Genomic DNA, 26,075 nt, shown 5'->3' with positions numbered 1-26,075 from the left:
ATGTGTAGAAAAATAATTAGATTTTTGTGAAAACCATCAAAGCATTTTTGGTAGGATCTCCTTTTTGATACAATGTTTTTTTAGTGAATTTGAATCCAATTTTTTCTACAAAATCACAAATAAAGTCTAACGAATAAAAGTTTCTGACCTCTTTGGCATTGTATTCCCAAGTTTCATTTACACCCAGATTAAAAACATCATGCGCAAGTGCGACTAAGACTTTTTGATCTTCGGTATCGCAATTATGATCTCTTAAAATAAGTTTTCCGCCAACTCGCATTGTATCTCTGATAGACGAAATGTATTGCGTGCGTAAATCTATTGGACAATGATGAAAACCTATATATACCGTGACAAGATCTAAACTATTTTTGGGTACATGATCTGCAAATTTAGTTTCGTAATTAGTAAACTGAATATATTCTGCTCCAACGGCAATTTGACCGCGCTCGACCATTTCGGTAAAAGAATATTTTGGTTTTCGACCATCAGCATAATATCTTTTTCCTTTAATGGAAATACTTTCTTCAAGATAATCCAGATATCTGCCCGAAGAACCAATTTCTAGATAACCATTATAAGAAGTTCCTTCGCCAAGTAAAGCAACGGTTTCTACAGACATTTCATTTTTTTGATGCATCAAAGCCGGAAGTTGATACCGAAGACCTGACAAAATAGGCGTAATGTCGTCTAGTTTTGATTGTGTTGCAATATAAATTTCTTTATCTGTAGTTTTTGAAATGGTATTGTCGTAAATTAATTTATGGAATTCAGTTTCCGGATATAAATTAAAGACGTTTTTCAAAAACAAAAAGAACTGATTTTTAAGCTTAGAATTGGTGTAAATGTATTTGAAATTACTATGAACTTCTGTTGCAAAGCTCAATATCGTATTAGGAAACATTTGTACAGAAGTAACAAAAAGCAATGTTGATTTAATAAAATTTCGTCTCTTCATAAGTAGTTTTTACGTTACCAAACATAATGATTATGCTTACAAAAAGCTAATTTGATTTTGTAATAAAAAGAAAATATTAATTTACATTTTAAAATTTATAATTGCGCTTAAAATCAGCAGACTTGCAAGTGATATCAGAAAAAGAATTAGCTCTTTTTTAATATTATAGAAGACTTTTTCTTTCTTTAATTTATAACAAAACGAAATAACTAATAAAGTTAAACCGGATAAAAACAAAATGAAAAGCGATAAAAAAACGATGAAATAATTTATAAAGAAACTTTCCATCGCGCCGGCAAATAGAGTAATAATTATGGCAAACGAGAGAATTAAAATTAAAAACTTTGATGCAATTCTCAGTAAACTTTTAACTAATTCAAATTTTTCAAAATTGTATTTTCTGTTCATTGTTTGATGTTCTTCAACAAATTAATTTTAATCCAACAATCCACTATTCAATACAATCTTTCTTATTTCGGATTCAAAATAATAAGAGATATCTAAATTGTCAAAAGCTTGGTTTTCCAGAATAATGATGCTTGTTTGAGTTTTTGGATAATATAAATTTACCGATGTAAATCCTTGGTCGGGCACAATTCCGGTATGACCAAATTCTTTGATTTTTGATTCATCGTTTATTCGGATTCCATATCCATAACCAATTTCTTTATCGCCAAAAACCGAATGTTGATTTGTGATCGTATAAGAAGTCATTCTGCCATAAGTTCCTACGTTCAAAAGTTTGGCATTATGCAATAAATTGTTCCAAATAGCTAAATCTTCAACCGTGCTGACAAGTCCTGCAGCAGGAATTCTTTCTCGGGGAACAATAACACCTTTTATTTCTTTGGTTGTATTGTCTTTTGAAAATTGGCGACCGTTTACAACTTCATCTTTGTTAGAGTCATTCGGAAAAAAACTATCTCTCATATTGTTCTTTTTGAACAATTCGGTTACAACATTTTCGTAAGTTTTGTTAGTTACCCTTTCTATAATTTGTGCCAATAAAATATAATTTAAATCAGAGTATTTAAATTGAGTTCCGGCAGGAAAAATCGTTGGTTTGTCAAGATCAGCAATCCCCGAAGTATGATTTAACAAATTTTCGACAGTTACAGTACTTGTCCAGGGTTGTTTTAAGTTTGGTAAATATTTCTTTATAGGAGTAATTAAAACTATTTTCCCTTTTTCGACTTCCTGAAGAATTAAAACAGCGGTAATTTGCTTGCTATTTGATAAAATGACAAAAGGATCATCTAGTTTCAAAGGTGTTTTCTTTGTGAAATCTGAATAACCGTAAGCTTTAGAATATTTGATTTTTTCTTTTTGAGATACCAGAATAGCTCCGTTAAAAGGTCGAACCGAACTTGTTTTAATCAAACTGTCTATTTTGGCGCTATAATTATCTTTTTGAGCAAAAATAGTTTGATTTGATACAAAAAATAGGAGTAAGGTAATAGGAAGAAAAGGGAACTTGTGTTTCATTTTTTGGTAAATATATGTTTTTAGTTCTGGTAATTATTTGCCATTATATTCTATTGTAAAATTAGTTTTTTGCAATTCTTCTAAAGTGATTTTATAACTTTTAGCCACAAGATGTTTCTCTCTGACTTCATTCCATTTTTTATTAGCAATTGCAACCGAATCACATAAAAAAATGCGCATTGTGTCTTTTTTGCTAAGAATATTTTCAACGCACATTGGTTTGCCGCTTCCTATAAAATGAATTGATCCTATTTCATTTCCATTATTACCTGCAAATGCTTTTACTGATTCTTCGATAGGATGTTCTCTAATATCCAAAATAGAAATAGAATTATCTGATGGCTTACCTATAAAAAGTATTTTATTGGTATTATTCTTTATTTTAATTTTATAGTGACAAGTTGGTGTATCTTTTGGCGCGCAAGAGATAATTATAAAAAGGAATAGAATTAGTATCGAGGTTGTTTTCATAATTTACTTAAAAATTAATTCTTATTCAAATATTCCCCAAATGTATTGATCATCTACACTTGCATTTGGATTTTCTTTTATTTTCTCTAAAAAAACACCAAAATTGCGATAACTTCTTATCTTATAAATAATTTGTTTCCCAGAATTATTGATGATTATTTTCCAAACTCTTCTATCATTGATCATAACATTAGTTCTTCTTACTTCCGTAATTATTGAAAGTGGATATTTAGTCACAGGATCATTTGATTTTGTAATATAGAGATTATCATTATCAAAATAAAAAACATTTCTTTTGAATAAGAATGTTTCTAAACCCCAATTAAATGGAGCAGGAGCTGATAATCTCGTTAATGTATATAAATCTAAATTGGTTCTTTTTTTAAATTCAATTGCTCTTTGTTTTTTTACATATTCAATTGAAGATTGGATTCTTTTATTGCAAAGAAGAAAAATAAGAATTAATGATAAAAGTGCAACAAAAATGTAAAAAATCATGCTTAGTTTTTTTCAAAAGGACTAGTCAAACATAATAAATTGAAATATACAAAAAGCTACAAGTTTTGAGTTTGTAGCTTTTTGCATGATTTGTTATTCGTATGTATATAAAGTTTTTAATACATATGGAGGAGCAAGCGGATTAGCGATATTAGTTGTTGTACGTTTTGATTCGGTTAGATAACCATCGGCGTCATAAACATATTCGTAATCGTATCTTTGCTCATATTCAGTTTCACCATTAGATACCGCTTTGATTTTCCAATCGATAATATGCATCCAATCATAAATATAACATCTAAAGATTGGTTCACTAGAATAAATTCCCGCTTTAGTATAATCTACTGTAAGCTCATAAGTTATGTTTGTGATCTTGTCTTTATACTCATATTCGCTAGTTGTAGTTCCCGGTTTTAGAGTTCCAAAATTCTTTTCAGTCTGAACGATATTAACGTATACTTTATTCCCTTCATAAGTATAGATGTAAGTTGCCGTTAACGGATTTTCAACTTCAGTATAAGTGATTTCACCGTTATCTTCCAATGTTTCAATTTCCTGAATATAAGTTCCGTTTGCAACTTCTTTGATATCACGTCCAATTTCATCATAGAAAATATCAGTTACAGTTCCGTCAGGAGAAGTCACTTTCGAAATAAAACCTCCGCTATTAATTTCTGCTACAATATCAGCATAATAAGTGCTTGTAACCTGATTTGCATCATTAAAATTAAATTTTGTGATGTTTTTATATAATTCGTTATTTTTATATCTATCAACTGAATTCAAGCGACCTTTTGAATCATATGTATAACGATTATCAGTAATGTTAGTTTGAGTTTCATTTCCTGCCTGATCTTTTGCCAATCTAAAACTATACATTTTAACAAGATGTTTAGTTGTCGGAGCTAATTTTCCAGTACTTTTTGCAGTTTGTTTTTTTGGAACTAATTGTATCGCTGGTTTAAAAACTTCCTGATTTGGCAATCTCGGATCAATCGCTTCTGTTTTAGTAGAATCGTCGTTACTTTGGCAATTAACAAATAATAGCGCAGTAAAAGCGAGAAGTGTTTTTAGAATAATTTTCTTCATTTGTAGTTTTTGGATTTTGGTTTATTTTGATTTCTGAGTAATTCTCAACCTTGATTTATTGTAGACAAATGTCGATTTTATTTCCATTATTTTTTTACGGGAAGCCGTAAAAGATGCAATAATATTTAAGGAATATTATCTGTCTTAATTTGTAGTAATTTGGTTAAAAAAATATAGAAAAATCCGTTTTTATCAGCGTTTTCGCTTTAGCGAATCGGTAAAATCAGCGGCTAATTTTGACGCGGATAAAACAGATTTACTCCGTAAAAACGCGGATAAAAACGGATTTAATTTGTAATAAATTTACTCTTTAAAGCTTAACTTAATGACATTGAGCTTTAGCTGAAGAAACAGAATTACATTAGGAAATAATTTTAGCCGAATCTTTGGTATTTTTTGGCTAAAGCCGAATTTGTCAATTTATATAAATTATGAAAAGCGTATCTTACAAAAACAGTTTGTTTTTTACTTAAACTTATTTTCGTCTAAGAATTTTAAATATCTTTGAATTATGAGTACAGCAATAAAACCAAAACATATCGGCAGAAATATAAGCCGTATCAGAGAGCTTAAAGATATGAAACAGGAAGCTCTGGCGCAGGCTTTAGGAATAAGTCAGCAGACGATTTCGGCTATTGAAAACAGTGAAACTGTAGACGAACAAAGATTAATTGAGATAGCAAAAGTTCTTGGAGTTTCTGCTGAAGCAATTAAGAGCTTTTCGGAAGAAGCGGTTTTTAATATTATTGGAAATACCATTCAAGATAATGGTACGCTTTCGACTACGACAGGTAATTTTAATTGCACTTTTAATCCTTTAGATAAAGTTGTAGAACTTTACGAACGTTTGGTGCAAGCTGAAAAAGATAAAGTTGAGTATTTGGAGAAGTTATTGAACGGGAAATAATGTTTTTTGAATATATATTAAAATGAGAAGAGACCTTTGATGAGGTCTCTTTTTTTTATTTATGTTCAACTTTGTGTTCATGAGCGGGACACTCACGCTAACAGGGGCTGTTATGTTATGGCTATTCACTTATTTATCTACGTTTTTCAAGTTTTCAAAATTTTTAAGCTTCTTTTTTTTTTTGATAGTTAAAAATTATTAATAATTTTCATTTAATAAATAATTACTATTTTTGTTATATGTATTAACAAAAAAATTACGTCATGATAGAATATGCTTTTCAATCTAGTTCAAATAGCGCAACAAAAAAAGTTGCTGAATTTATAAAAGGATTTAGCCCTAAAATTGATTTTGAAATAGAAGATGGATATTTTGGTTTAGCAATAAATTGTAAGTTTGAAAGTCAAAATGATAAAGATTCTTTTATCCATGTGTTAGCTGATTCGCTTAACATTGCTGAAGATGGAAGTTACATAGCATAATTCCTATGCTCGCGTTAGCGGGTGAAAGGGATTTTAATTAGTTCCTTAGCTCTGGATAGATGTCCCGCATAAAGAATTTTGTCATTAAGTTTTCTTTAATTTTGTCATTTTGGTCTACGATAATATTTCTTGCAACTGTATGTATTCTCTCTGATGTCCAATCAGGATATTCTCCTGCTTTTCTAAATTCTTCCTCTATTTGTTGAAGTCTCTCTTTAATGCGTTCAGGAGTTAAGTGCTTTAACTCGTAGTTTTCGTATACCTTTTTAAAAACAAATTCAATATTTTGGAATTTGAATTTTGAAGCATTTGGAGCATTTTGTCGATGTAAAGCTATTTCAGCTGCATTCAAGTCTAAAGAATTTAGTAATTCAAAGTAAAAATTTGTAAAGTCTGCTAAAACTTCATCTTCATCAACTTCTTCAAAAGGCCCAACAAAGCCCCAAAATGGAGATTGAAGCCTTGGGGATATTGCATTATAAATATATCCACCAAAACATGTTGCCATAGTCAAAAATAAATTGTTTTTACATAATATGTTTAAATCAATCAATATTGGTTGTAATTCTTCCCAAGTTATTCTTTCATGACTTGTAAGCTGTAGTCCATTTTTACTGCCGTGCATTTCTAAATGTATTATTGGAGAAATGTTTTCTGAGATAATTTTATGTTTTATGTTCAATAATGCATTAAAAAAATCTTGTTTAGAAATCACATTTATATGATCACAATTAGACTCCAAATTCTTATCTACCATTCCAGGATATATTGCACGATTAAATAATCTTGTGCCTGTAAGTTCGTCTTCTGGACGTAAGCTCTCTATTACAAAAATATGTGAGAATTCTAATTGTTTCATTTTAAATAAGATGTTTGTATTAATGTCAATGTTCTAGTACTAATTAATTAAGACTATTATTTGAATTTTTGAAAACAAAAGCTTTGCATTAAGCTAACAAATCCGAATGATTATTCAGGCATTTCTTCTTCAAAGCTTTTGGATAATACTTCCATTTCAATCCAATGAACAGTTAATTCAATTAGTTTTTTCAAATCTTCAAGATTTTTTCCTTCCCATTTTTTTATATAATGTGTTTCATCATTTCCTAACCAAACAGCTCTTTTTGCAACTGCTTTGATTCTTGTGTCGTCGACATGTTCTGCAATACAAGAACCAAGGAGTTTCTTTTCAATTGCATCTTTCTTTTCGGGGTTATTTTTAATTGCATATTCCTTAATTAGAAATTCTAAAGCTTTACGATAACCAACACCACATATTTCATCTAAACCTTGTTGTTCAGCAGTAAAAGCTTGATTATAAATGATATTAAAAGCAAGGGAAATATCAATAATGGTTTGTGAAAAGACTTTTCCTATCAAACTTCCCTGTGTGGTTTTTCCAGTATAAACAAAAGAAGCACCTCCAATATGTGAGTAATATGCAATAAAAGTCAGCGAGCATTGTTCATTTGGACATTTTTGCAATACATCCAATAAACGAGTTTTTGGATTGTGAAAACTGTAAATATTTACAGGGGTTATTTTGTTATGACAATAAGGACACTGATCAGGGTTGCCATTCGTCGTATTTGCACCATTTGGACTATTAACACTTGCCATATATTATAATTTAAAGTTGATTTTTCAATAACTGATTTGCAGAGGAAACAAAAAATTGTATCTAAATTAATTTAGAAAAAGAAAGGTTTATTTTGTTTTCTTGCTTTTCAAATATATGTATTTTTTCTTGCCAATTTTTACGGATTTCCGTACTTGATATTTTTTATTGCTAACTTAAAATAATTTTATTGGAATGCATTAAAAAAAAATGGCTGAAATTAATTTCAGCCGTTTTAATAATATTGTTTAATAAAAATAGTTTACCCCAAGAAATCTTTCAATTCCTCATAAGTCCCAATCTTCACACTCACTTTCTCCTCATTAATAACACTTTTAATTTGTTCTGGAATCGGAAGTGTAATTCCTAAAGCAGGTTCAACAACGTCAAGAAACTTGATAGGATGTGCCGTTTCTAAGAAAACACCAATTGCGTTTTCATGTTTTTGCAATTCTTTCTTTAAACCTAAATATCCAACTGCGCCGTGTGGTTCTGCAATATAACCGTCGACTTTGTAGATGTTTTTTAAGGCAACAAGCGTTTCTTCATCAGTATAACTATAAGAAGAAAAGTCTTTTTCGAAAGCTTTTAAATCATTATTATATAATTCCTGAATTCTAATAAAGTTACTTGGGTTTCCAACGTCCATTGCGTTAGAAATTGTAGCTTTAGAAGGTTTTGGATCGTATTTTCCGCTTTCTAAGAATCTTGGTACAGTATCATTTACGTTTGTAGAAGCTACAAAATGTTCGATTGGTAAACCTAATTTCTTTGCCATAATTCCGGCACATATATTCCCGAAATTCCCACTTGGACAAGAGAAAACCAACGGTTTGTTTTGGCTTTTCAAAGCTTTGTAAGCAAAGAAAAAATAGAACATTTGTGGCAGCCAACGTGCAATATTTATAGAGTTTGCTGAGGTTAGGTTTTTATGCGCCAAAGTTTCATCCAAAAACGCTTTTTTTACCATATCCTGACAATCATCAAAAACGCCATCAACTTCAAGAGCTTTAATATTTTGCCCTAAAGTCGTCAATTGTTTTTCCTGAATATCGCTTACTTTTCCTGACGGATATAAAATCACAACATCAACGCCGTCAACACCCAGAAATCCGCTTGCAACAGCGCCGCCGGTATCTCCCGAAGTTGCTACCAAAACGGTGTTTTTACTGTCTTTTTTGTCTTTATTGAAATAGCCAAGACAACGTGACATAAATCGCGCTCCAACATCTTTGAAAGCCATTGTTGGTCCGTGAAATAATTCTAAGGAATAAATGCCTTCTTCAACTTTCACAACCGGAAAATCAAAAACTAAAGTATCGGCAATAATTTCTTTTAGTTTTTCTGCAGGAATTTCATCGCCTACAAATTGTTTGATCACTTCAAAAGCGATTTCTTCGTGGCTTAAACTTTCGATTTTATCAAAAAATGACGGATCTAAAGCGGTGATGTTTTCGGGGAAATATAATCCTTTATCACTCGCTAATCCTTGTATTACAGCTTCCTGAAAAGAAACTTTTGGGGCATTATGGTTTAAACTATAGTATTTCATGGTTTATTTTAGATTTTAGACTTTAGATTTTAGATTTCTGAAACATAAATTCCAAAATTTTAAAATTCTAAATTCCAATGGTTGTTATTATTTAACCGCAAAGAGCGCAAGGAAATTGTTTCTTTTGAAAACGTAGAGTTCGCAAAGCTTTGTGGTGATTTAAATATTGTTTTATATTTTACTAGTTAATTAAGCGCATTTTTTGTCATTTCGACGGAGGAGAAATCTTCGCAAGTAACTCCGCAAACTAAATCGCCAATCTTTGTCGAGCTTCTCGTGAAGATTTCTCTCCCGAAGCTTCGGGATCGAAATGACAAACTGTATGGTTACATTTTGTGTCTATACTTTGTTGAGCTTCTCGTGAAGATTTCTCGTTCCTCGAAATGACAAACTTTATTGCTATACTTTGCGGGACTTCTCCCGAAGCCTCGGAATCGCTCAGTCTGACAAACGACAGAAACAATTTTTAATTCTAAATTTTTAATTTTTAATTCTCTCCAGCTTACAATATCCTAACACCATCCGGATTAATTTTCGAAACGTGAATTTCATACGGCAAATTCATGTTTTCGTAAACCTCGCTCATGGCTTTTGCGATTTGGTTTGCGGTATTTTTTCCTCTGCTTAAAGCAAAAATCGACGGACCAGAACCTGAGATTCCCGAACCTAAAGCGCCGTTTTCTAATGCCGTTTGTTTGATTTGATCAAAACCCGGAATCAAAACACTTCTTAAAGGTTCAACGATTTCATCATGAAGCGATCTTCCAATCAAATCGTAATCTTTGGTGTATAAACCTGCGATTAATCCGCCCACATTTCCCCATTGCATAATGGCACTTTTCAGGGAAACATTTTGTTTTAATACCGAACGCGCATCCGAAGTTTTCAATTCAATTTGCGGATGAACCACGGTTGCAAACAATTCTTCCGGACTATCAATTCGGATAATATCAAGCGGAGCATAACTTCTTACCAAAGTAAAACCTCCCAAAAGGGCAGGAGCAACGTTGTCAGCGTGAGCGTTTCCGCTGGCTAATTTCTCGCCTTGCATAGCAAATTGAACCAAATCTTTGCGAGAATATGGTTTTCCTAATAATTCATTAATTCCAAAAACGGCTCCGGCAGAACTTGCAGCGCTGCTTCCAATTCCGCTTCCGGCTTTGATATGTTTGTAGATTTCGATTTCGAATCCGAAAGTTATTGCTTCAAAATCTCTTTCGTAAGCTTCAAGCATTGCAAGAGCCGCAACTCCCGAAACATTTTTCTCGGTTTCTAAAGGTAAATCGGCACCCACAATTTTTGTGATTCGAATTCCTTTTTGATCTACTTTTCGAACAATCATTTCATCGCCCGCATTGTCTAAGCAAAGTCCAAGTACGTCAAATCCGCAGGAGAGATTTGCAATTGTAGCGGGACAAAATAGTTTTATTTGTGTCATTTTGTTAAGGTTCTGAGGTTCTAAGTTGCTAAGGTTCTAAGGTTTTTGCTTAGCAAATTTTTACCACATGATTTTTTATTTTCTAAGGTTCGGAGATTCTAAGAGGCTAAGATTAGGTTTTGAAAAAAAACTCAGAACCTTAGCAACTTAGAACCTTAGCACCTTTATACATTACCTATTCGAATTACGTCAGCAAAAATCCCGGACGCTGTAACTGCTGCTCCGGCTCCGGCACCTTTTATCAATAAAGGCTGATCAACGTAACGATCTGTGTAGAAAAGTACGATATTGTCTTTTCCTTCCAGATTGTAAAAAGGATGATCTTTTGGAATGAATTGAAGACCAACGCTTGCTTTTCCGTTTTCGAATTGTGCTACATATTTCAAACGTGAATCTTTGGCTAAAGCTTCTTCGTAGATTTTTCCGAAATGATCAGCATGTTTAATTAACGATGCAAAAAAGTCTTCGTTGTTTGCTGTTGCCAAACAATCTGCAGGCAGGAATGATTCGTTTGCGATGGCGTCAATATCCATTTCATAACCGCTTTCGCGAATAAGAATCAGAATTTTACGCGCAACGTCGATTCCGCTTAAGTCAATTTTTGGATCTGGTTCTGTGAATCCCTGAACTCCGGCTTCTTTTACAACATCGTGAAAAGAATTATTCTTATCGAAATTGTTGAAAATGAAGTTTAAACTTCCAGATAAAACCGCCTGAATTTTATGCACTTTATCGCCAGAAGCAATTAAGTTTTTTACGGTATCAATAATTGGTAATCCCGCACCAACATTCGTTTCAAACAAGAATGGTGCATTATATTGACGAGATAAACTTTTTAATTTTTTATAATTGTCATAAGCAGACGAACAAGCAATTTTATTACAAGTTACAACGGCAATACTTTCTTTTAAGAACTTCTCATACATTTCAGAAACGCTTGCATTTGCTGTAATATCAACGAAAATACTGTTACGTAAATTCAATTCTCTGGCACGTGCGATGAATTCTGTTGGAATAGCTTCTTCTCCTTTGTCTAAAGTTGCCTGCCAGTCTTTTAAAGAAATTCCGTCTTCGTCAAAAAGCATTTTTCTTGAGTTTGATAATGCAATTACGCGAACATTAATCTTTAGATTTTCTTTTAAGAACTTTCTTTGATTGTGAATTTGTTCGATGAATTTTTCACCCACATTTCCAACTCCCATTACAAATAGATTCAGCTGTTTTGTGTTTTCTTCAAAGAAGTTTTCGTGCAAAGTATTCAGTGCTTTCTTAACGTCTCTTTCGTTGATTACAGTAGAGATATTACGCTCAGAAGCACCTTGTGCAATGGCACGGATATTTACGTTGTTTTTTCCTAAAGTGCTGAACATTCTTCCGCTTAAACCTTGGTGATTTTTCATGTTTTCACCAACCAAAGCAATAATGCAAAGATCTTTTTCTACAATTGCAGGATCGATTTTGTTTTGTAAAATCTCAACGTCAAACGCTTTGTTAATTGCAGCTTCGGCATTTTCAGCATCCGAATTTAAAATTCCGATACAAATCGAATGCTCAGAAGAAGCTTGAGTAATAAATATTACGTTGATTTTTTCCTGAGATAATACTTCGAATAAACGTTTTGACGAACCCGAAACTCCAATCATTCCCGGACCTTCAAGTGTTACAAGCGAAATATGATCGATATGACTGATTCCTTTTACAACTGTATCTTTTGATGAAATCTGATTCGAAATTAAAGTTCCAACAGCTTCCGGCTCAAAAGTATTTTTGATTAAAATTGGAATATTTTTTCTTAAAACTGGCTGAATTGTTGGCGGATATAAAACTTTTGCACCAAAATGAGACAATTCCATCGCTTCCTGATAAGAGATTGTTGCAATTGGTTGCGCTTGTTTTACGATTTTTGGGTTTGCAGTAAACATTCCGTTTACATCAGTCCAAATTTCAAGTTGCGATGCATTCAGTGCTCCGGCAATAATTGCGGCAGTATAATCAGAACCTCCACGACCTAAAGTTGTAGTAATTCCGTCAAGAGTTTGCGAGATAAAACCAGGCAAAATATTTATTTGTGAATGATTTCCACCAAAATATTCCTGAATTAATTTGTTTGAAATTTCAAAATTCACAGCTGCTTTACTAAAGTTGCTGTCAGTTTTGATTAATTCGCGGCTGTCTTTGTAAACTACATTTTTCTCAATTTGCTGATATGCCTGAGCGATTATGTAAGACGATAACAATTCTCCAAAACTCAGAATAGTGTCGGCAGTTCTTGGAGATAATTCGCCTAATAAGAAACAACCATCCAATAAAGTTTCTAAATGATTGATGATTCTTTTTACGTGGCTTAACAAACTGCTTTGCTCGCTTACCGGAATTAATTCTTTTAAGGTATCAAGATGTTTTTTCTCAATTTCAAGAACGATATCTCTAAAAGTTTCGTCGTTTGCAGCCGCTTTTGATGCCGCTAATTGTAGTAAATCTGTGACTTTGCTTAAAGCAGAAACAACAATTGCGACTTTATCGTGTTGAGAATTTTGTTTTATTATTTCGAGAACTAGCTTTATATTTTGTGCATTGGCAACCGAAGTTCCGCCAAATTTTAATACTTTCATTTTGATGTTTTTTAATAAGGTGCAAAGATTTTGAGTAACAAAGGTTGAATGGTTATCAACTGTGAACTGAAACTAAAAACTGCGACTATTTTTTTTCGTTGTAAATGTTTTTTATGTACCCATTGCCTTTCTTCTTTCAAGAGAAAAGTATAGATAACCTGGATTATATGTAAAATGTATACCCCTAAGGGGTAGTAGTTGTTGTAGTAGAAATAATTGTAGCAGCAATTGCAACTCTAGTTTGAGTTGTCATTGTAGATTGATATTTTGCGCTGTTACTTTTCATTTTGATTTTTCAAAAGTACAGTTTTTTATAAAAGCGAAAAACTCTAATTGTCTTTTTACGAATATTTTAATAATTCAAATCTCATCAAATTAATATTGAGCTTTTGTTAAGATAAAATATGATAAATTGATGGATTCGTATAATTAGGCTTGTTTTTGCTGAGATTGACAAGAGTTAATAGCTTGATTTTTAATAAAAACATTGCAAAATAAATGTAATTTAATCTATATGGTAACTAGGAATTAAATTTTTTATCCTTTTGATGCAAAATTCTGATAGTTTAAATTCCTAAGCCTAAATAAGGAGTTGATTTTGTGTGATTAGTATTGTCAAATAGATAAAAGCGAAGAAATTGTATTCGTCTAATTTTAATTATTATGAACAAATGTTGCTTTTTAATATTGATTTGTTGAATTTTGGGGTCTAAAATTATAAACATCATGAATGAAATCCATTATATAAGTACTGAAACTTTAGGTTTAGAAGCTTTACAAGAAATTATTGTTAATCAAAAAACACTTGAATTATCAGAAGAAGCTAAAGTAAATGTGCAAAAATGCCGCGATTATTTAGATAAAAAAATGGCATCACATTCTGAACCTATTTATGGTATAAATACTGGTTTTGGGTCACTTTATAGTGTGAAAATTTCGAATGAAAACTTGTCACAACTTCAGGAAAACCTGGTAAAATCTCACGCATGTGGAACTGGAGAAGAAGTTCCGGCTGAGATTGTAAAAATGATGTTGTTGCTTAAAATTCAATCTTTGAGCTACGGTCATTCAGGGATTCAATTGCAAACATTACAACGTTTGGTTGATTTCTATAATAATGATATTCTGCCTATAATTTATACTCAGGGTTCACTTGGAGCTTCGGGAGATTTAGCGCCATTGGCACATTTATCTTTGCCATTATTAGGAGAAGGAGAAGTGCTTTTTGAAGGTAAAAAAGTAGCTTCTGCTGAAGTTCTAAAGCGTTTTAAATGGGAACCAATCGTTTTACAATCCAAAGAAGGTTTGGCTTTATTAAACGGAACTCAGTTTATGAGTGCTTACGGAGCTCACATTTTATTGAAGGCTTATAAATATTCTTATTTAGCAGATTTAATCGGAACAATCTCTTTAGAAGGTTTTGATGGAAGAATCGAACCTTTTAACGAATTGATTCATTTTATTCGTCCTCACAAAGGGCAAATCGTTACTGCACAACGCGTCAATGAGTTTCTTGAAGGAAGCGAAATCATTGCTCAGGAGAAAAAACACGTTCAGGATCCATATTCTTTCCGTTGTATTCCTCAGGTTCACGGAGCTTCAAAAGATGCGATTGATTATGTTCGAAAAGTATTCAAGACCGAAATTAATTCGGTTACAGATAATCCAAATATATTTATTGAATCAGATCAAATTATCTCTGGTGGAAATTTCCACGGTCAGCCTTTGGCTTTAGCTTTAGATTTTATGGCAATTGCTTTGGCAGAATTAGGAAGTATTTCTGAAAGAAGAACCTATCAATTAATTTCAGGTTTGCGTAATCTTCCGGCATTTTTGGTTGACAATCCGGGCTTGAATTCAGGATTTATGATTCCGCAATATACTGCGGCAAGTATTGCGAGTCAAAACAAACAATTGGCAACTCCGTCAAGTATTGATAGTATTGTTTCAAGCAACGGACAAGAAGATCACGTAAGTATGGGAGCGAATGGAGCTACAAAAGCTTTGCGTGTTATGGATAATTTAGAGCGTATTTTGGCAATCGAATTAATGAATGCTTCGCAGGCAATTGCTTACAGAGAACCTTTGAAATCAAGTGATTTTATCGAAATGTTTTTGAGTAGTTACAGAGAGGTTGTGCCTTTGGTAAAGGAGGATAGAATCTTACATTATGATATTGAAAAAACCGTTGCATTCCTGAATAGTTTCCAAATTGAAAACGATTTGTTAACAATGGCTTAACATGACAAAATAATATTGAAGTAATTTTGCACTATCAAAAATAAAAAAATGTCAATAAACAGTATTTTCCAATTTTTAGTTCCGAAAGACAAGAAATTCTTTCCACTTTTTGAAGAGGCTTCAAGCAATTTAATTGAATTAGCTTCTAACTTACACGAAGCTGTAAACCTTCCATTGAAAGAAAGAGAAGTTCTTTTTCAAAAGATTGATGAGTTAGAGCAAAAAGGAGAAGACATTACACGTCAGACCAATCTTGAATTGAGCAGAAACTTCATTACTCCATTTGATAGAGAAGATATTCATACATTAATTACTTCAATTGATAACGTTGCAGATTACCTTCACGGTGCAGCAAGCAGAATGAGATTGTATCAGGTTGATAAGATTACAAAATCTATCAGAAAGATGACAGAAATCAACCTTGAAGCTTGTCAAAACATTGACAGTGCAGTAAAAGAGTTGAGCAATTTAAAAAACATGAATGTTATTAAAGAAGCTTGTGCAAGAATTAATAAACTTGAAAACAAGTCTGATAACGTTTATAACAAAGCAGTTTTTGAAATTTTTGAAAACGAAACAGACGCTAAAAATATTATTAAATATAAAGAAGTGTTATCTGTTTTAGAATCAGCAACAGACAAATGTAAGAGTGTTGCGAACATACTGGAATCTATTTCTGTAAAACATTCTTAATTCAATTTATTTCATTCTGAAGTTATAATTTTATGACGCTACTTATAATTATTATAGTATTAGCTTTAATTTTTGATTACATCAATGGTTTTCATGATGCGGCAAATGCTATAGCTACCGTTGTTGCTACAAAGGTATTAACGCCTTTTCAGGCCGTTCTTTGGGCAGCATTTTTTAACTTTTTGGCCTATTGGGTTTTCGGATTTGGTGTTGCGGATACTGTTGCAAAAACAGCGCACACTATGGAGATTAACCTTGTTGTTATTCTGGCTGGGGTTATCGCAGCAATTTGTTGGAATTTATTGACTTGGTGGTTGGGAATACCTTCAAGTTCATCGCATACATTAATTGGAGGTTTTGCAGGAGCTGCAGTTGCTCACGCAATCGCTGTACATGGTTTTTCTGGTTACGTTGGCGAAGATGGAGTTACTCATTATTGGTACGAAATCGTAAGCTGGTATAAAGCCGGAAAAGATGGAGGAATGCCTTCAGGAGTTATTATCATTATTGCTTTCATTGTTTTAGCACCATTATTGGGAGCACTTGCTTCTTATTTAATTTCGATTTGGTTGTTAAATGCTTCTCGTAAAATTATTGGACCTAAAATATTTACAGTAGCTTTAATGATTGCTACCGTTTGGGTTGTTAGTAGTTTAATGGTTCCTTACGCTGATATTGAAAAGCCTAGATTTGAATCTCATTTTTGGAGTGTTGCTTTTGATCCGCACAATATTAAATGGTTTTTAGTTGCTTTTATTATCTTAACGGTAAGTGCTTTTTGCTTAATATTCAGTAGTTTAAATCTTCATCAGGCAGATGCTGCTTTAAAGAAAATGCAATTATTATCTTCTGCAGCCTTTAGTTTAGGACACGGAGGAAATGATTCTCAAAAAGTAATGGGTATTATTGCTGCTGCTGTAGCGGTATATATTCATACTAATCCAGGTGTTCATATGGATTCTTGGTTAGATGTTGTTTTGCCAAATGATGATTTAGGTGTAAAAGGAATAATGCCAGGTTGGATTCCATTAGCATGTTATTCTGCTATTGCTGCAGGAACTTTAAGTGGTGGTTGGAAAATTGTGAAAACAATGGGTTCAAAAATCACAAAAGTAACTTCGTTTGAAGGTGTAGCTGCTGAAACTGCCGGAGCTTTGACACTTTACTTTACTGAGCACTTAAAAATTCCGGTAAGTACAACACATACAATTACTGGTTCTATCATCGGAGTTGGATTAACAAAACGTGTATCTGCAGTTCGTTGGGGAGTAACCGTAAGTTTAATTTGGGCTTGGATCTTGACTATTCCTATTTCGGCTTTATTGGCAGGATTGGTTTATTTTATCTTAAGTGTATTTATTTAATAAAATGATTATTGTGAAATGTGAGATTTAAAATCGCATTTTGTCAACATAAAAAAAAGCTGGTTTCAATTTGAAATCAGCTTTTTTGTTTGAAATTCCAATCTTTTTGAAGTTCCAAATTCCAAGGGATTAAAGGGAAAAAACTTGTGAAGAAACATGAAATATTTTATGTAGATTAATCATTTTAAACGCAAAGCACGCTAAGATTTTTATCTAATAGTATGTTTAAAAACACAAAGTTCGCAAAGCTTTGTGTTGATTTAGCTTTGCAAACGTTGTATTTTATAAAATCCGATATCGGTATGTATAAAAAAAGCTGGTTTCAATTTGAAACCAGCTTTTTTGTTTGAAATTCCAAATTCCAATGGCAACGTTCAGGGTTGGAATTTGGAATTTAAAAAGATTGGAATTTTTATTTTAAGATTGTTTCTGTAAATTCTTGCGATTGTGTTTTCGTTTGTAATGCGTTTGTTTCAGATTCTTTTTATCTTCAGAAATAATGCTTATTGTACCGTCAATTTCTAGCATAGCAAGCTTTACATCGCCAAAATATTCGATTCCGTGTTCTCGCATTGCTTCTTTTAGTTCTTCGTGTGAGATGTCTAATTTGCTTAATGCTGTAAAGTCCAGCTTTCCGTCATGGATTAAAATCTCAGGTTTGTCTAAAAGTAAATTGTTTATCACTTTGTATTTGTGTGTTAGCTTTTTGATAATAAAATTAATTACAAATAAAGCTAAAGCCGCAATTAATCCTCCTGTAAGACTTGTGTCCGGACCAACCATTGCATTTTGAACGGAATTACTAATTAATAATATCAGAATAATATCGGCAGTATTTAGTTGCGAAAGTTCTTTTTTTCCAAAAATTCGCAAAGCAATTGTCATGAAAAAATAGACAGCAAGACTTCTTAAAATAATGTCTAAATAGGAGTAAAGCATATTTTTTTTATTTTTATTAAAGTTAAATAAAAAAGCTTTGTCAAAGTTTTAAACTTTGACAAAGCTTTGTCGATTAATGGATATTGCTATTTTAGCCTTGACATTTGACCCAGATAGTTTTAGTATCGATTACTTTCCAAATATTATCTTTTTTTTCTAAGTATACTGATTCTCCATATGGTAATTCTTTTGAATAACAATCAATTTCCATATAGGCTTTTTTGTTGTCTTCAGAAAAAATAGGAATTGAGAATATCATATAATCTGTAGCGTTTTCTATTTTTGATACCGGTATTGTTTTTATCTTTCCTACTATTTTTTTAGGAATGGTATATTTAAAAAAGCAATTGTTTTGTTCTACAAAGTTTATCGAATCTTTAGATTTAAATATTTTTTTGCCCTTTAAATTTGCATTCAAAAGCCTTTCAATATAAACTTCAGTGTTTTGAAGAATTCTTGGTGAACGAGGTGGAAGCTTTATAATTTGTACTTTTTTTGTTGGTTCTGCATATATGCTCTCTGTGTTAATTTTGAGTTTTTTAAAATCTATACAAACTGCGTAAGCATCTTTATTGTTTTTAAAATATTTATCCTCGAAAAAAGTTTCTATTATTTTATCAGTTTCAATTTTTCTAATTTTTTCATTAGTAGTGCAATTATTTTTATTGCAGCTCACTAGAAGTAGCATTAGAAAGATCGAAATTTTCTTCATTTAAATTTTTTACTTTAATGTTTGTGCTGCTTTATATCAGCTTAAAGTTTTTTTCAATCGCTCTAATCATTTCGCCGGCAATATCTTTGTTTGTTGCGCCTTCGATTCCTTCAAGACCTGGAGAAGAGTTTACTTCAAGTAATAATGGTCCTTTTGAAGAACGAATAATGTCGACGCCGGCTACTTTTAAGTCCATTGCTTTTGCGGCTTTAATCGCGATCTTTTTTTCTTCAGGAGTAACTTTGATTACAGAAGCAGTTCCGCCAAGGTGAATATTAGCTCTAAATTCGCCAGGCATTGCTTCACGCTGAATTGCTGCAACGACTTTTCCATCGATTACAAAACAACGAATGTCTTTTCCGTTGGCTTCTTTAATAAATTCCTGAACTAAGATATTTGCATTTAAGCTTTTGAAAGCGTTGATAACACTTTCTGCTGCTTTTTTAGTTTCTGCAAGAACGACACCTTTTCCTTGTGTTCCTTCTAATAATTTTACGATTAAAGGCGAACCTCCAACCATTTTAATCAAATTGTCAGTATCCAAAGGAGAATTGGCAAAACCAGTTGTCGGAATGTCAATTCCGCTATTCAAAAGCAATTGAAGCGAATATAATTTATCTCGTGATTGCGTTATGGCTGTAGCCGAATTTAAAACGAAAACCTTCAAAGCTTCAAACTGACGCGTTAAAGCACAACCATAAAAAGTAATGCTTGGTCGAATTCTTGGAATAATGGCGTCGAATTGATTTAGTATTTTTCCGCCTCGATAATGAATTTCTGGTGTCTTTGCATCCAATTTCATATAGCATTCCTTGATATTAAGGAAATGCATTTCATGACCGCGCATTTCGCCCGCTTCCATGATTCTTTTATTGCTATATAATTCAGGATTACTGGCAAGAAGACCAATTCGCAATCCGGAAGTCGCTTTTTCTGAATTTTGGTATAATTCCTTTAAAGATTCAGGAGTTGGTTGTCCTAATAAATATTTCTCTTCTGGATCAACCAAAACGCGTCCACTCATGGCTTCACGACCTAAAAGCATACGGAAACCCATTGAATCTCTATTGGTCAATGTCATTTCTATTGGCCATTTGATATCGCCAAGTTTAATGTGTGTCTGAATTACGTAACGATGTTCTCTGAATCCGCTTGAGCTTTTTACAATTCGTTTATCAACCAGCGGAGCTTCACAATGAATAATGGTTTTGATGTTATTCTGAATAGGATTAATATCAAATTTTACCCAATTGGTATCATTTTTAATAAAAGGAGCTATGTTGATGGCGTGCATTGCCGAAGTTTTGGCACCAGAGTCCACACGAGCTTTGATCGTTGGAATTCCTAGTTCTGGAAATGAGCACCATTCTTCGCTACCTAAAATGACTTTGTTTTGAAGCATACGTTATTTTTTATTATAGAATTTAATAGCCAAAAATAGCTATTTGCTTTTACTAAAGATAGTAAATTATCTAAAAAAAATACCCGTTATGTTATGAAAACGTAACGGGTTTGTTATTTCTGTTATAAAACTTAACTATCTTATTGATTTGTTGGTTCTTCAGCTTTGTGGATTTCTACTGAAAGTTCTTGAGAATCATCTTTTAAATCCATTAAGATTTCGTCACCTGAATGTATTTTTGAAGTTATGATTTCTTCTGCTAACAAATCTTCAACATATTTCTGAATCGCTCTTTTTAGAGGTCTTGCTCCAAATTGTCTGTCAAAGCCTTTTTCTGCAATAAATGCTTTTGCTTTGTCAGTAAGATTTAGCTTGTAGCCTAATTCAGCAATACGAGAATAAAGTTTTGCAAGTTCGATATCGATAATTAAATCAATGTCACCTTTTTCTAAAGCGTTGAAAACGATTACGTCATCAATTCTGTTTAAGAATTCTGGTGCGAAAGTTTTTTTCAATGCATTTTCGATAATGCTTTTTGAGTTATCATCGGCTTGAGCCACTTTTGCTGCAGTTCCGAATCCTACACCTTGTCCAAAATCTTTTAACTGACGTGCTCCAACGTTAGAAGTCATGATAATGATAGTGTTTTTAAAGTCAATTTTACGACCTAAACTATCTGTCAAATATCCATCATCAAGAACCTGAAGCATCATATTGAATACATCCGGATGCGCTTTTTCGATCTCGTCTAAAAGAACAACACAATAAGGTTTTCTGCGAACTTTTTCAGTCAATTGTCCACCTTCTTCGTAACCAACATATCCCGGAGGCGCTCCAACTAAACGAGAAATTGCAAATTTTTCCATGTATTCACTCATATCAATACGAACTAACGCATCTTCTGAATCGAATAATTCTTTTGCAAGAACTTTTGCTAATTGTGTTTTACCAACCCCAGTCTGACCTAAGAAAATAAACGAACCAATTGGTTTGTTTGGATCTTTAAGTCCGGCTCTGTTGCGTTGAATAGAACGTGCAATTTTAAGAACAGCTTCGTTTTGACCAATTACTTTATTCTGAATTAATTCAGGTAATTTCGCCAGTTTATTACTTTCTGTTTGTGCAATTCTGTTTACAGGAATTCCAGTCATCATAGAAACAACATCGGCTACATTATCTTCTGTAACTTCAATTCTGTTGTTTTTAGAATCTTCTTCCCATTGTTCTTGTGCAACGGCAAGGTCTTTTTCTATACGTTTTTCATCATCACGAAGTTTGGCTGCTTCTTCATATTTTTGTTTTTTAACAACCATATTTTTGTTTTCACGAACTTCTTCTAACTGACGTTCTAAATCCAAAATTTGTTTAGGAACATCAATGTTAGTAATATGTACGCGAGATCCGGCTTCGTCAAGAGCATCAATAGCTTTGTCTGGTAAGAAACGCTCAGACATATATCTGTTTGTTAATTTTACACAAGCTTCAATTGCTTCCTGAGTATAAGTTACATTGTGGTGATCTTCGTATTTGTCTTTTACATTGTTCAAAATCGCAATCGTTTCTTCAACAGAAGTTGGTTCAACAATTACTTTTTGGAAACGTCTTTCAAGAGCTCCGTCTTTCTCAATATATTGTCTGTACTCATCAAGAGTAGTAGCGCCAATACATTGAATTTCTCCTCTTGCTAAAGCAGGTTTGAACATGTTTGAAGCATCAAGAGATCCTGTTGCTCCACCAGCGCCTACGATAGTATGAATTTCGTCAATGAAAAGGATAATATCATCATTTTTCTCAAGCTCGTTCATTACGGCTTTCATTCTTTCTTCAAACTGTCCTCTGTATTTTGTTCCGGCAACTAAGCTGGCAAGATCAAGAGTTACTACACGTTTGTGGAAAAGAATACGAGATACTTTCTTTTGGATAATACGTAGCGCCAGTCCTTCTGCAATAGCAGATTTACCAACTCCAGGTTCTCCAATAAGAAGTGGGTTGTTCTTTTTTCTACGGCTTAAGATTTGCGAAACACGTTCAATTTCTTTTTCGCGTCCTACAACCGGATCTAGTTTTCCTTCCTCAGCCATTTCTGTTAAATCTCTCCCAAAATTATCTAACACCGGAGTTTTAGATTTTTTGTTTGACTTATTGGCGGGATTATTAAAACTACTTTCTTTAAGACTGTCATCTTGTCCTGAATCGTCATTATACGATTCGTTTCTTGGCAAGTTTTCTAAGAATTCTTCTTCGTTTGGAGTCATATTTAAATATTGTTCTTTAGCTATGTCATAATCTATTTTTAGTTTATTCAACAGCTTGGTTGTTGGATCGTTTTCGTTTCGTAAGATGCATAGAAGCAAATGAGCTGTGCTAATCGACGAGCTTTGAAATACTTTAGCTTCAAGAAAAGTGGTCTTCAGGGCTCTTTCTGCCTGTCGGGTAAGATGAAGGTTTTTCTTTTCGGCATTTACTTCAACGCTCTGGTTGGCTGGACTCAGTATTTCTACCTTCCTGCGTAAATGGTCTAAATCGACTGCTAGGTTATTAAGTATATGAATAGCTTTTCCGTTTCCATCCCTTAAAATGCCTAGCATTAGATGTTCAGTACCAATAAAGTCGTGTCCTAAACGAAGGGCTTCTTCTTTACTGTATGTAATAACATCTTTTACTCTTGGTGAAAAATTATCATCCATAATATATAATTGGTATTGTAAATTTAGTGAATTACAGTTTGAAAAACAAAAACCGTACCCTTCAGATCTCCTGACAGCTAAGAGACAAAAAAAATAGCAATAAAAGCGTTAAAAGACGCTTAATTTATTAACTAAAAGCTAAAATAAAGTTGTTAATAAATCATTGAAATTAGTGTAAGTAAATAGCTGAAAAAATTCCAAAAAAACGTATCTTGGCACGCTTTGAAACTAATATAATTATTTAAACATAACAACTTATGTCTGAAGGAGAAAAGTTAATTCCTATTAACATAGAAGATGAAATGAAATCAGCTTACATTGATTATTCGATGTCAGTAATCGTATCGAGAGCGCTTCCTGATGTTAGAGATGGCTTGAAACCAGTGCATCGAAGAGTTCTTTACGGAATGTATGATTTAGGAGTAACATCAAGATCTGCCCACAAAAAGTCTGCGAGAATCGTAGGGGAGGTTCTGGGTAAGTATCACCCACACGGAGATACCTCTGTTTATGATGCAATGGTGCGTATGGCTCAGGAGTGGAGTATGCGATATTTATTAGTGGACGGTCAGGGTAACTTTGGTTCTGTCGATGGTGACAGTCCTGCAGCAATGCGTTATACTGAGGCCAGAATGCGTAAAATCTCTGAAGATATTATGGCAGATATCGAAAAAGAAACAGTTGACTTTCAATTGAACTTTGACGATACATTATATGAGCCAAAAGTAATGCCTACAAGAGTTCCTACTTTATTAGTAAACGGAGCAACAGGTATTGCAGTTGGTATGGCGACAAATATGCCTCCACACAATTTAACTGAAGTTATCAACGGTACATTAGCTTATCTTGATAATAATGATATTGAAGTTGACGAATTAATGACACATATTAAAGCTCCGGATTTTCCAACCGGTGGTGTAATATATGGTTATGAAGGTGTTCGAGAAGCTTTTAAAACCGGTAGAGGACGTATTGTAATGCGTGCTAAAGTTGGTTTTGAAGAAGTTGACGGAAGAGAATGTATCATCGTTACTGAGATTCCATATCAGGTTAATAAAGCCGAAATGATCAAACGTACGGCTGATTTAGTTAACGATAAAAAAATTGAAGGTATTGCCAATATTCGTGACGAATCTGATAGAAACGGTATGCGTATCGTTTATATCCTGAAACGCGATGCTACGCCAAACGTAGTTTTGAATACCTTATATAAGTTTACATCATTACAATCTTCTTTTAGTGTAAACAATATTGCATTAGTAAAAGGTCGCCCACAAATGTTGAATCTAAAAGATATGATTCACTATTTTATCGAGCACCGTCATGATGTAGTAGTTCGCAGAACTCGTTTTGAATTGCGTAAAGCTGAAGAAAGAGCTCACATTTTAGAAGGTTTAATTATTGCTTCTGATAATATTGATGAAGTAATTGCGATCATCAGAGGTTCTAAAAACACTGAAGAAGCTCGTGAGAAATTAATCGAAAGATTTAATCTGTCAGATATTCAGGCACGTGCAATTGTTGAAATGCGTTTGCGTCAGTTAACAGGTCTGGAACAAGACAAGTTAAGAGCTGAATATGATGAATTAATGAAGTTAATCGAGCATTTGAAAGCATTATTGGCAGATGTAGATTTAAGAACAAACTTAATTAAAGAAGAACTTGAAGAAATCCGCGAGAAATACGGAGATGAACGTCGTTCTACAATCGAATATTCTGGTGGAGATGTAAGTATCGAAGATTTAATTGCTGATGAAAATGTAGTTATTACAATTTCTCACGCAGGTTACATCAAACGTACTAACTTAACAGAGTATAAAACTCAAAATAGAGGTGGAGTAGGACAAAAAAGCGCAGGAACAAGAGATCAGGATTTCCTTGAGCATATGTTCGTTGCGACCAATCACCAATATATGATGTTCTTTACGCAAAAAGGAAAATGTTTCTGGATGCGTGTTTACGAAATTCCGGAAGGAAGCAAAACTGCAAAAGGTAGAGCAATTCAGAATTTAGTAAATATTGAAAGCGATGATAAAGTAAAAGCTTTCATTTGTACACAAGATTTAAAAGACAAAGATTATATCAATAGTCATAATCTTGTAATGGTAACAAAACAAGGTCAGGTTAAGAAAACTTCTTTAGAGAAATATTCTAAACCAAGGGTAAATGGTGTTGCTGCAATTACAATTAAAGAAGGTGATGAGTTACTTGAAGCAAAATTAACAAACGGAGAAAGCCAAATTATCTTAGCAGTTAAGTCTGGTAAATTAGTTCGTTTTGAGGAAACCAAAACACGTCCGATGGGAAGAACAGCTTCTGGAGTTCGTGGAATTACCTTAAAAGACGATACTGATGAAGTGATTGGTATGGTTACAGTTGATAAAGAGAATGTAAATGATACGCAGATTTTGGTTGTAACTGAAAACGGATACGGTAAACGTACTAAATTAGTTGATGACGATGGAGAAGATGTTTACAGAATTACAAACCGTGGAGGTAAAGGTGTAAAAACACTTAATATCACGGAGAAAACCGGAAAATTAATTTCTATTAGTAATGTAACTGATGCTGATGATTTAATGATTATCAACAAATCAGGATTAACAATTAGAATGGCTATCGAAGATTTACGTGTAATGGGTCGTGCAACACAAGGAGTTCGATTGATTAACTTAAAAGGTAAAGATTCTATCGCTGCTGTAACAAAAGTTATGAAAGATGATGTTGCAGAAGTTGTTCTTGATGAAGATGGAAATGTTATTGAATCTGCTATCGAAAGAGTTAAGCCGGATTTAGAAGTTCTTGAAGACGACGGAACCGTAGAAGATGACGATGATGACGATTCTGAAGAAGAAACAGAAGATGAAGACGACTCTGAAGAAGAGGAATCTGAAGAATAATAAATTTAACCCAGGAATAATTAAAAT

Annotated in this window: 20 protein-coding genes; 6 read left to right on the top strand and 14 right to left on the bottom strand. The window is 33.0% G+C overall.

All coding sequences use genetic code 11. The features are described from left to right. Positions 1-16 precede the first annotated feature (16 nt). From C8C83_RS26500 to C8C83_RS26480, 5 genes are all read right to left on the bottom strand, one after another. On the bottom strand, positions 17-958 hold the full coding sequence (locus C8C83_RS26500; RefSeq protein ID WP_121325752.1) for a methyltransferase domain-containing protein: 942 nt from the start codon (positions 956-958) through the stop codon (positions 17-19). A 435-nt stretch (positions 959-1,393) separates the two neighbouring features. Further along, complete coding sequence (locus tag C8C83_RS26495; protein ID WP_121325750.1) at positions 1,394-2,443, bottom strand: serine hydrolase domain-containing protein; 1,050 nt, start codon at positions 2,441-2,443, stop codon at positions 1,394-1,396. Positions 2,444-2,476: 33 nt separating this feature from the next. After that, entirely contained in the window at positions 2,477-2,914 is a 438-nt protein-coding gene (locus tag C8C83_RS26490; protein WP_121325749.1) for a hypothetical protein, read from the bottom strand. A 21-nt stretch (positions 2,915-2,935) separates the two neighbouring features. Beyond that, positions 2,936-3,412, bottom strand: a complete 477-nt coding sequence (locus tag C8C83_RS26485; RefSeq protein ID WP_121325748.1) for a hypothetical protein — start codon at positions 3,410-3,412, stop codon at positions 2,936-2,938. Positions 3,413-3,505: 93 nt separating this feature from the next. Continuing rightward, positions 3,506-4,501: a hypothetical protein gene (locus tag C8C83_RS26480; RefSeq protein ID WP_132011976.1), complete on the bottom strand. Its 996-nt coding sequence runs from the start codon at positions 4,499-4,501 to the stop codon at positions 3,506-3,508. Between the two features lie 511 nt (positions 4,502-5,012). On the opposite strand from C8C83_RS26480, the gene C8C83_RS26475 reads away from it, so the two are divergent. Both C8C83_RS26475 and C8C83_RS26470 read left to right on the top strand, forming a co-directional pair. Continuing rightward, complete coding sequence (locus C8C83_RS26475; RefSeq protein WP_121325746.1) at positions 5,013-5,408, top strand: helix-turn-helix transcriptional regulator; 396 nt, start codon at positions 5,013-5,015, stop codon at positions 5,406-5,408. Positions 5,409-5,671: 263 nt separating this feature from the next. Continuing rightward, the gene (locus tag C8C83_RS26470) at positions 5,672-5,890 is read left to right on the top strand and encodes a hypothetical protein (protein ID WP_121325745.1); all 219 of its coding nucleotides are present in this window, start codon (positions 5,672-5,674) and stop codon (positions 5,888-5,890) included. A gap of 37 nt (positions 5,891-5,927) precedes the next feature. Here C8C83_RS26470 and C8C83_RS26465 read toward each other — a convergent pair whose 3' ends face one another. From C8C83_RS26465 to thrA, 5 genes are all read right to left on the bottom strand, one after another. Continuing rightward, on the bottom strand, positions 5,928-6,749 hold the full coding sequence (locus tag C8C83_RS26465; RefSeq protein ID WP_121325744.1) for a hypothetical protein: 822 nt from the start codon (positions 6,747-6,749) through the stop codon (positions 5,928-5,930). 110 nt (positions 6,750-6,859) lie between these two features. Next, a complete protein-coding gene (locus C8C83_RS26460) occupies positions 6,860-7,510 on the bottom strand; it encodes a DUF4145 domain-containing protein (protein WP_132011975.1) in 651 nt (216 codons plus the stop codon). Positions 7,511-7,770: 260 nt separating this feature from the next. Continuing rightward, positions 7,771-9,060 carry a threonine synthase gene (gene thrC, locus C8C83_RS26455; protein WP_121325742.1) on the bottom strand — a complete coding sequence of 430 codons (1,290 nt, stop codon included), beginning with the start codon at positions 9,058-9,060 and terminating at the stop codon, positions 7,771-7,773. 502 nt (positions 9,061-9,562) lie between these two features. Further along, positions 9,563-10,498, bottom strand: coding sequence for a homoserine kinase (locus C8C83_RS26450; RefSeq protein ID WP_121325741.1), 936 nt, complete (start codon positions 10,496-10,498; stop codon positions 9,563-9,565). Positions 10,499-10,662: 164 nt separating this feature from the next. After that, positions 10,663-13,110: a bifunctional aspartate kinase/homoserine dehydrogenase I gene (thrA, locus tag C8C83_RS26445; protein WP_121325740.1), complete on the bottom strand. Its 2,448-nt coding sequence runs from the start codon at positions 13,108-13,110 to the stop codon at positions 10,663-10,665. A gap of 726 nt (positions 13,111-13,836) precedes the next feature. Here thrA and hutH point away from each other — a divergent pair. Genes hutH through C8C83_RS26430 form a run of 3 tightly spaced genes read left to right on the top strand, consistent with a single transcriptional unit; the run spans position 13,837 to position 17,408 of the window. Further along, entirely contained in the window at positions 13,837-15,351 is a 1,515-nt protein-coding gene (gene hutH / locus C8C83_RS26440; protein ID WP_121325739.1) for a histidine ammonia-lyase, read from the top strand. Between the two features lie 48 nt (positions 15,352-15,399). After that, positions 15,400-16,044 (top strand): DUF47 family protein, encoded by a 645-nt coding sequence (locus C8C83_RS26435; RefSeq protein ID WP_121325738.1) that lies wholly within the window; start codon positions 15,400-15,402, stop codon positions 16,042-16,044. Between the two features lie 32 nt (positions 16,045-16,076). Continuing rightward, the gene (locus C8C83_RS26430) at positions 16,077-17,408 is read left to right on the top strand and encodes an inorganic phosphate transporter (RefSeq protein WP_121325737.1); all 1,332 of its coding nucleotides are present in this window, start codon (positions 16,077-16,079) and stop codon (positions 17,406-17,408) included. Between the two features lie 417 nt (positions 17,409-17,825). On the opposite strand, the gene C8C83_RS26425 is transcribed toward C8C83_RS26430, so the two are convergent. The 4 genes from C8C83_RS26425 to C8C83_RS26410 all read right to left on the bottom strand — a co-directional run bounded on the left by C8C83_RS26425 (position 17,826) and on the right by C8C83_RS26410 (position 23,148). After that, positions 17,826-18,347 (bottom strand): YetF domain-containing protein, encoded by a 522-nt coding sequence (locus C8C83_RS26425; RefSeq protein ID WP_121325736.1) that lies wholly within the window; start codon positions 18,345-18,347, stop codon positions 17,826-17,828. Between the two features lie 91 nt (positions 18,348-18,438). Further along, entirely contained in the window at positions 18,439-19,059 is a 621-nt protein-coding gene (locus C8C83_RS26420) for a hypothetical protein (RefSeq protein WP_132011974.1), read from the bottom strand. Between the two features lie 31 nt (positions 19,060-19,090). Then, positions 19,091-20,461 (bottom strand): 30S ribosomal protein S6--L-glutamate ligase, encoded by a 1,371-nt coding sequence (rimK, locus tag C8C83_RS26415; RefSeq protein WP_121325734.1) that lies wholly within the window; start codon positions 20,459-20,461, stop codon positions 19,091-19,093. Positions 20,462-20,601: 140 nt separating this feature from the next. After that, positions 20,602-23,148 (bottom strand): ATP-dependent Clp protease ATP-binding subunit, encoded by a 2,547-nt coding sequence (locus C8C83_RS26410; protein ID WP_121325733.1) that lies wholly within the window; start codon positions 23,146-23,148, stop codon positions 20,602-20,604. 257 nt (positions 23,149-23,405) lie between these two features. Here C8C83_RS26410 and gyrA point away from each other — a divergent pair, with 257 nt between their 5' ends. Further along, a complete protein-coding gene (gene gyrA / locus C8C83_RS26405; protein WP_121325732.1) occupies positions 23,406-26,048 on the top strand; it encodes a DNA gyrase subunit A in 2,643 nt (880 codons plus the stop codon). The last annotated feature ends 27 nt before the right edge of the window (positions 26,049-26,075 follow it).

The sequence above is a fragment of the Flavobacterium sp. 90 genome, from assembly GCF_004339525.1.
Classification (GTDB): Bacteria; Bacteroidota; Bacteroidia; order Flavobacteriales; family Flavobacteriaceae; genus Flavobacterium.
Note: the sequence above shows the minus strand (reverse complement) of the source record. Positions and strands in the feature narration are given on the sequence as shown.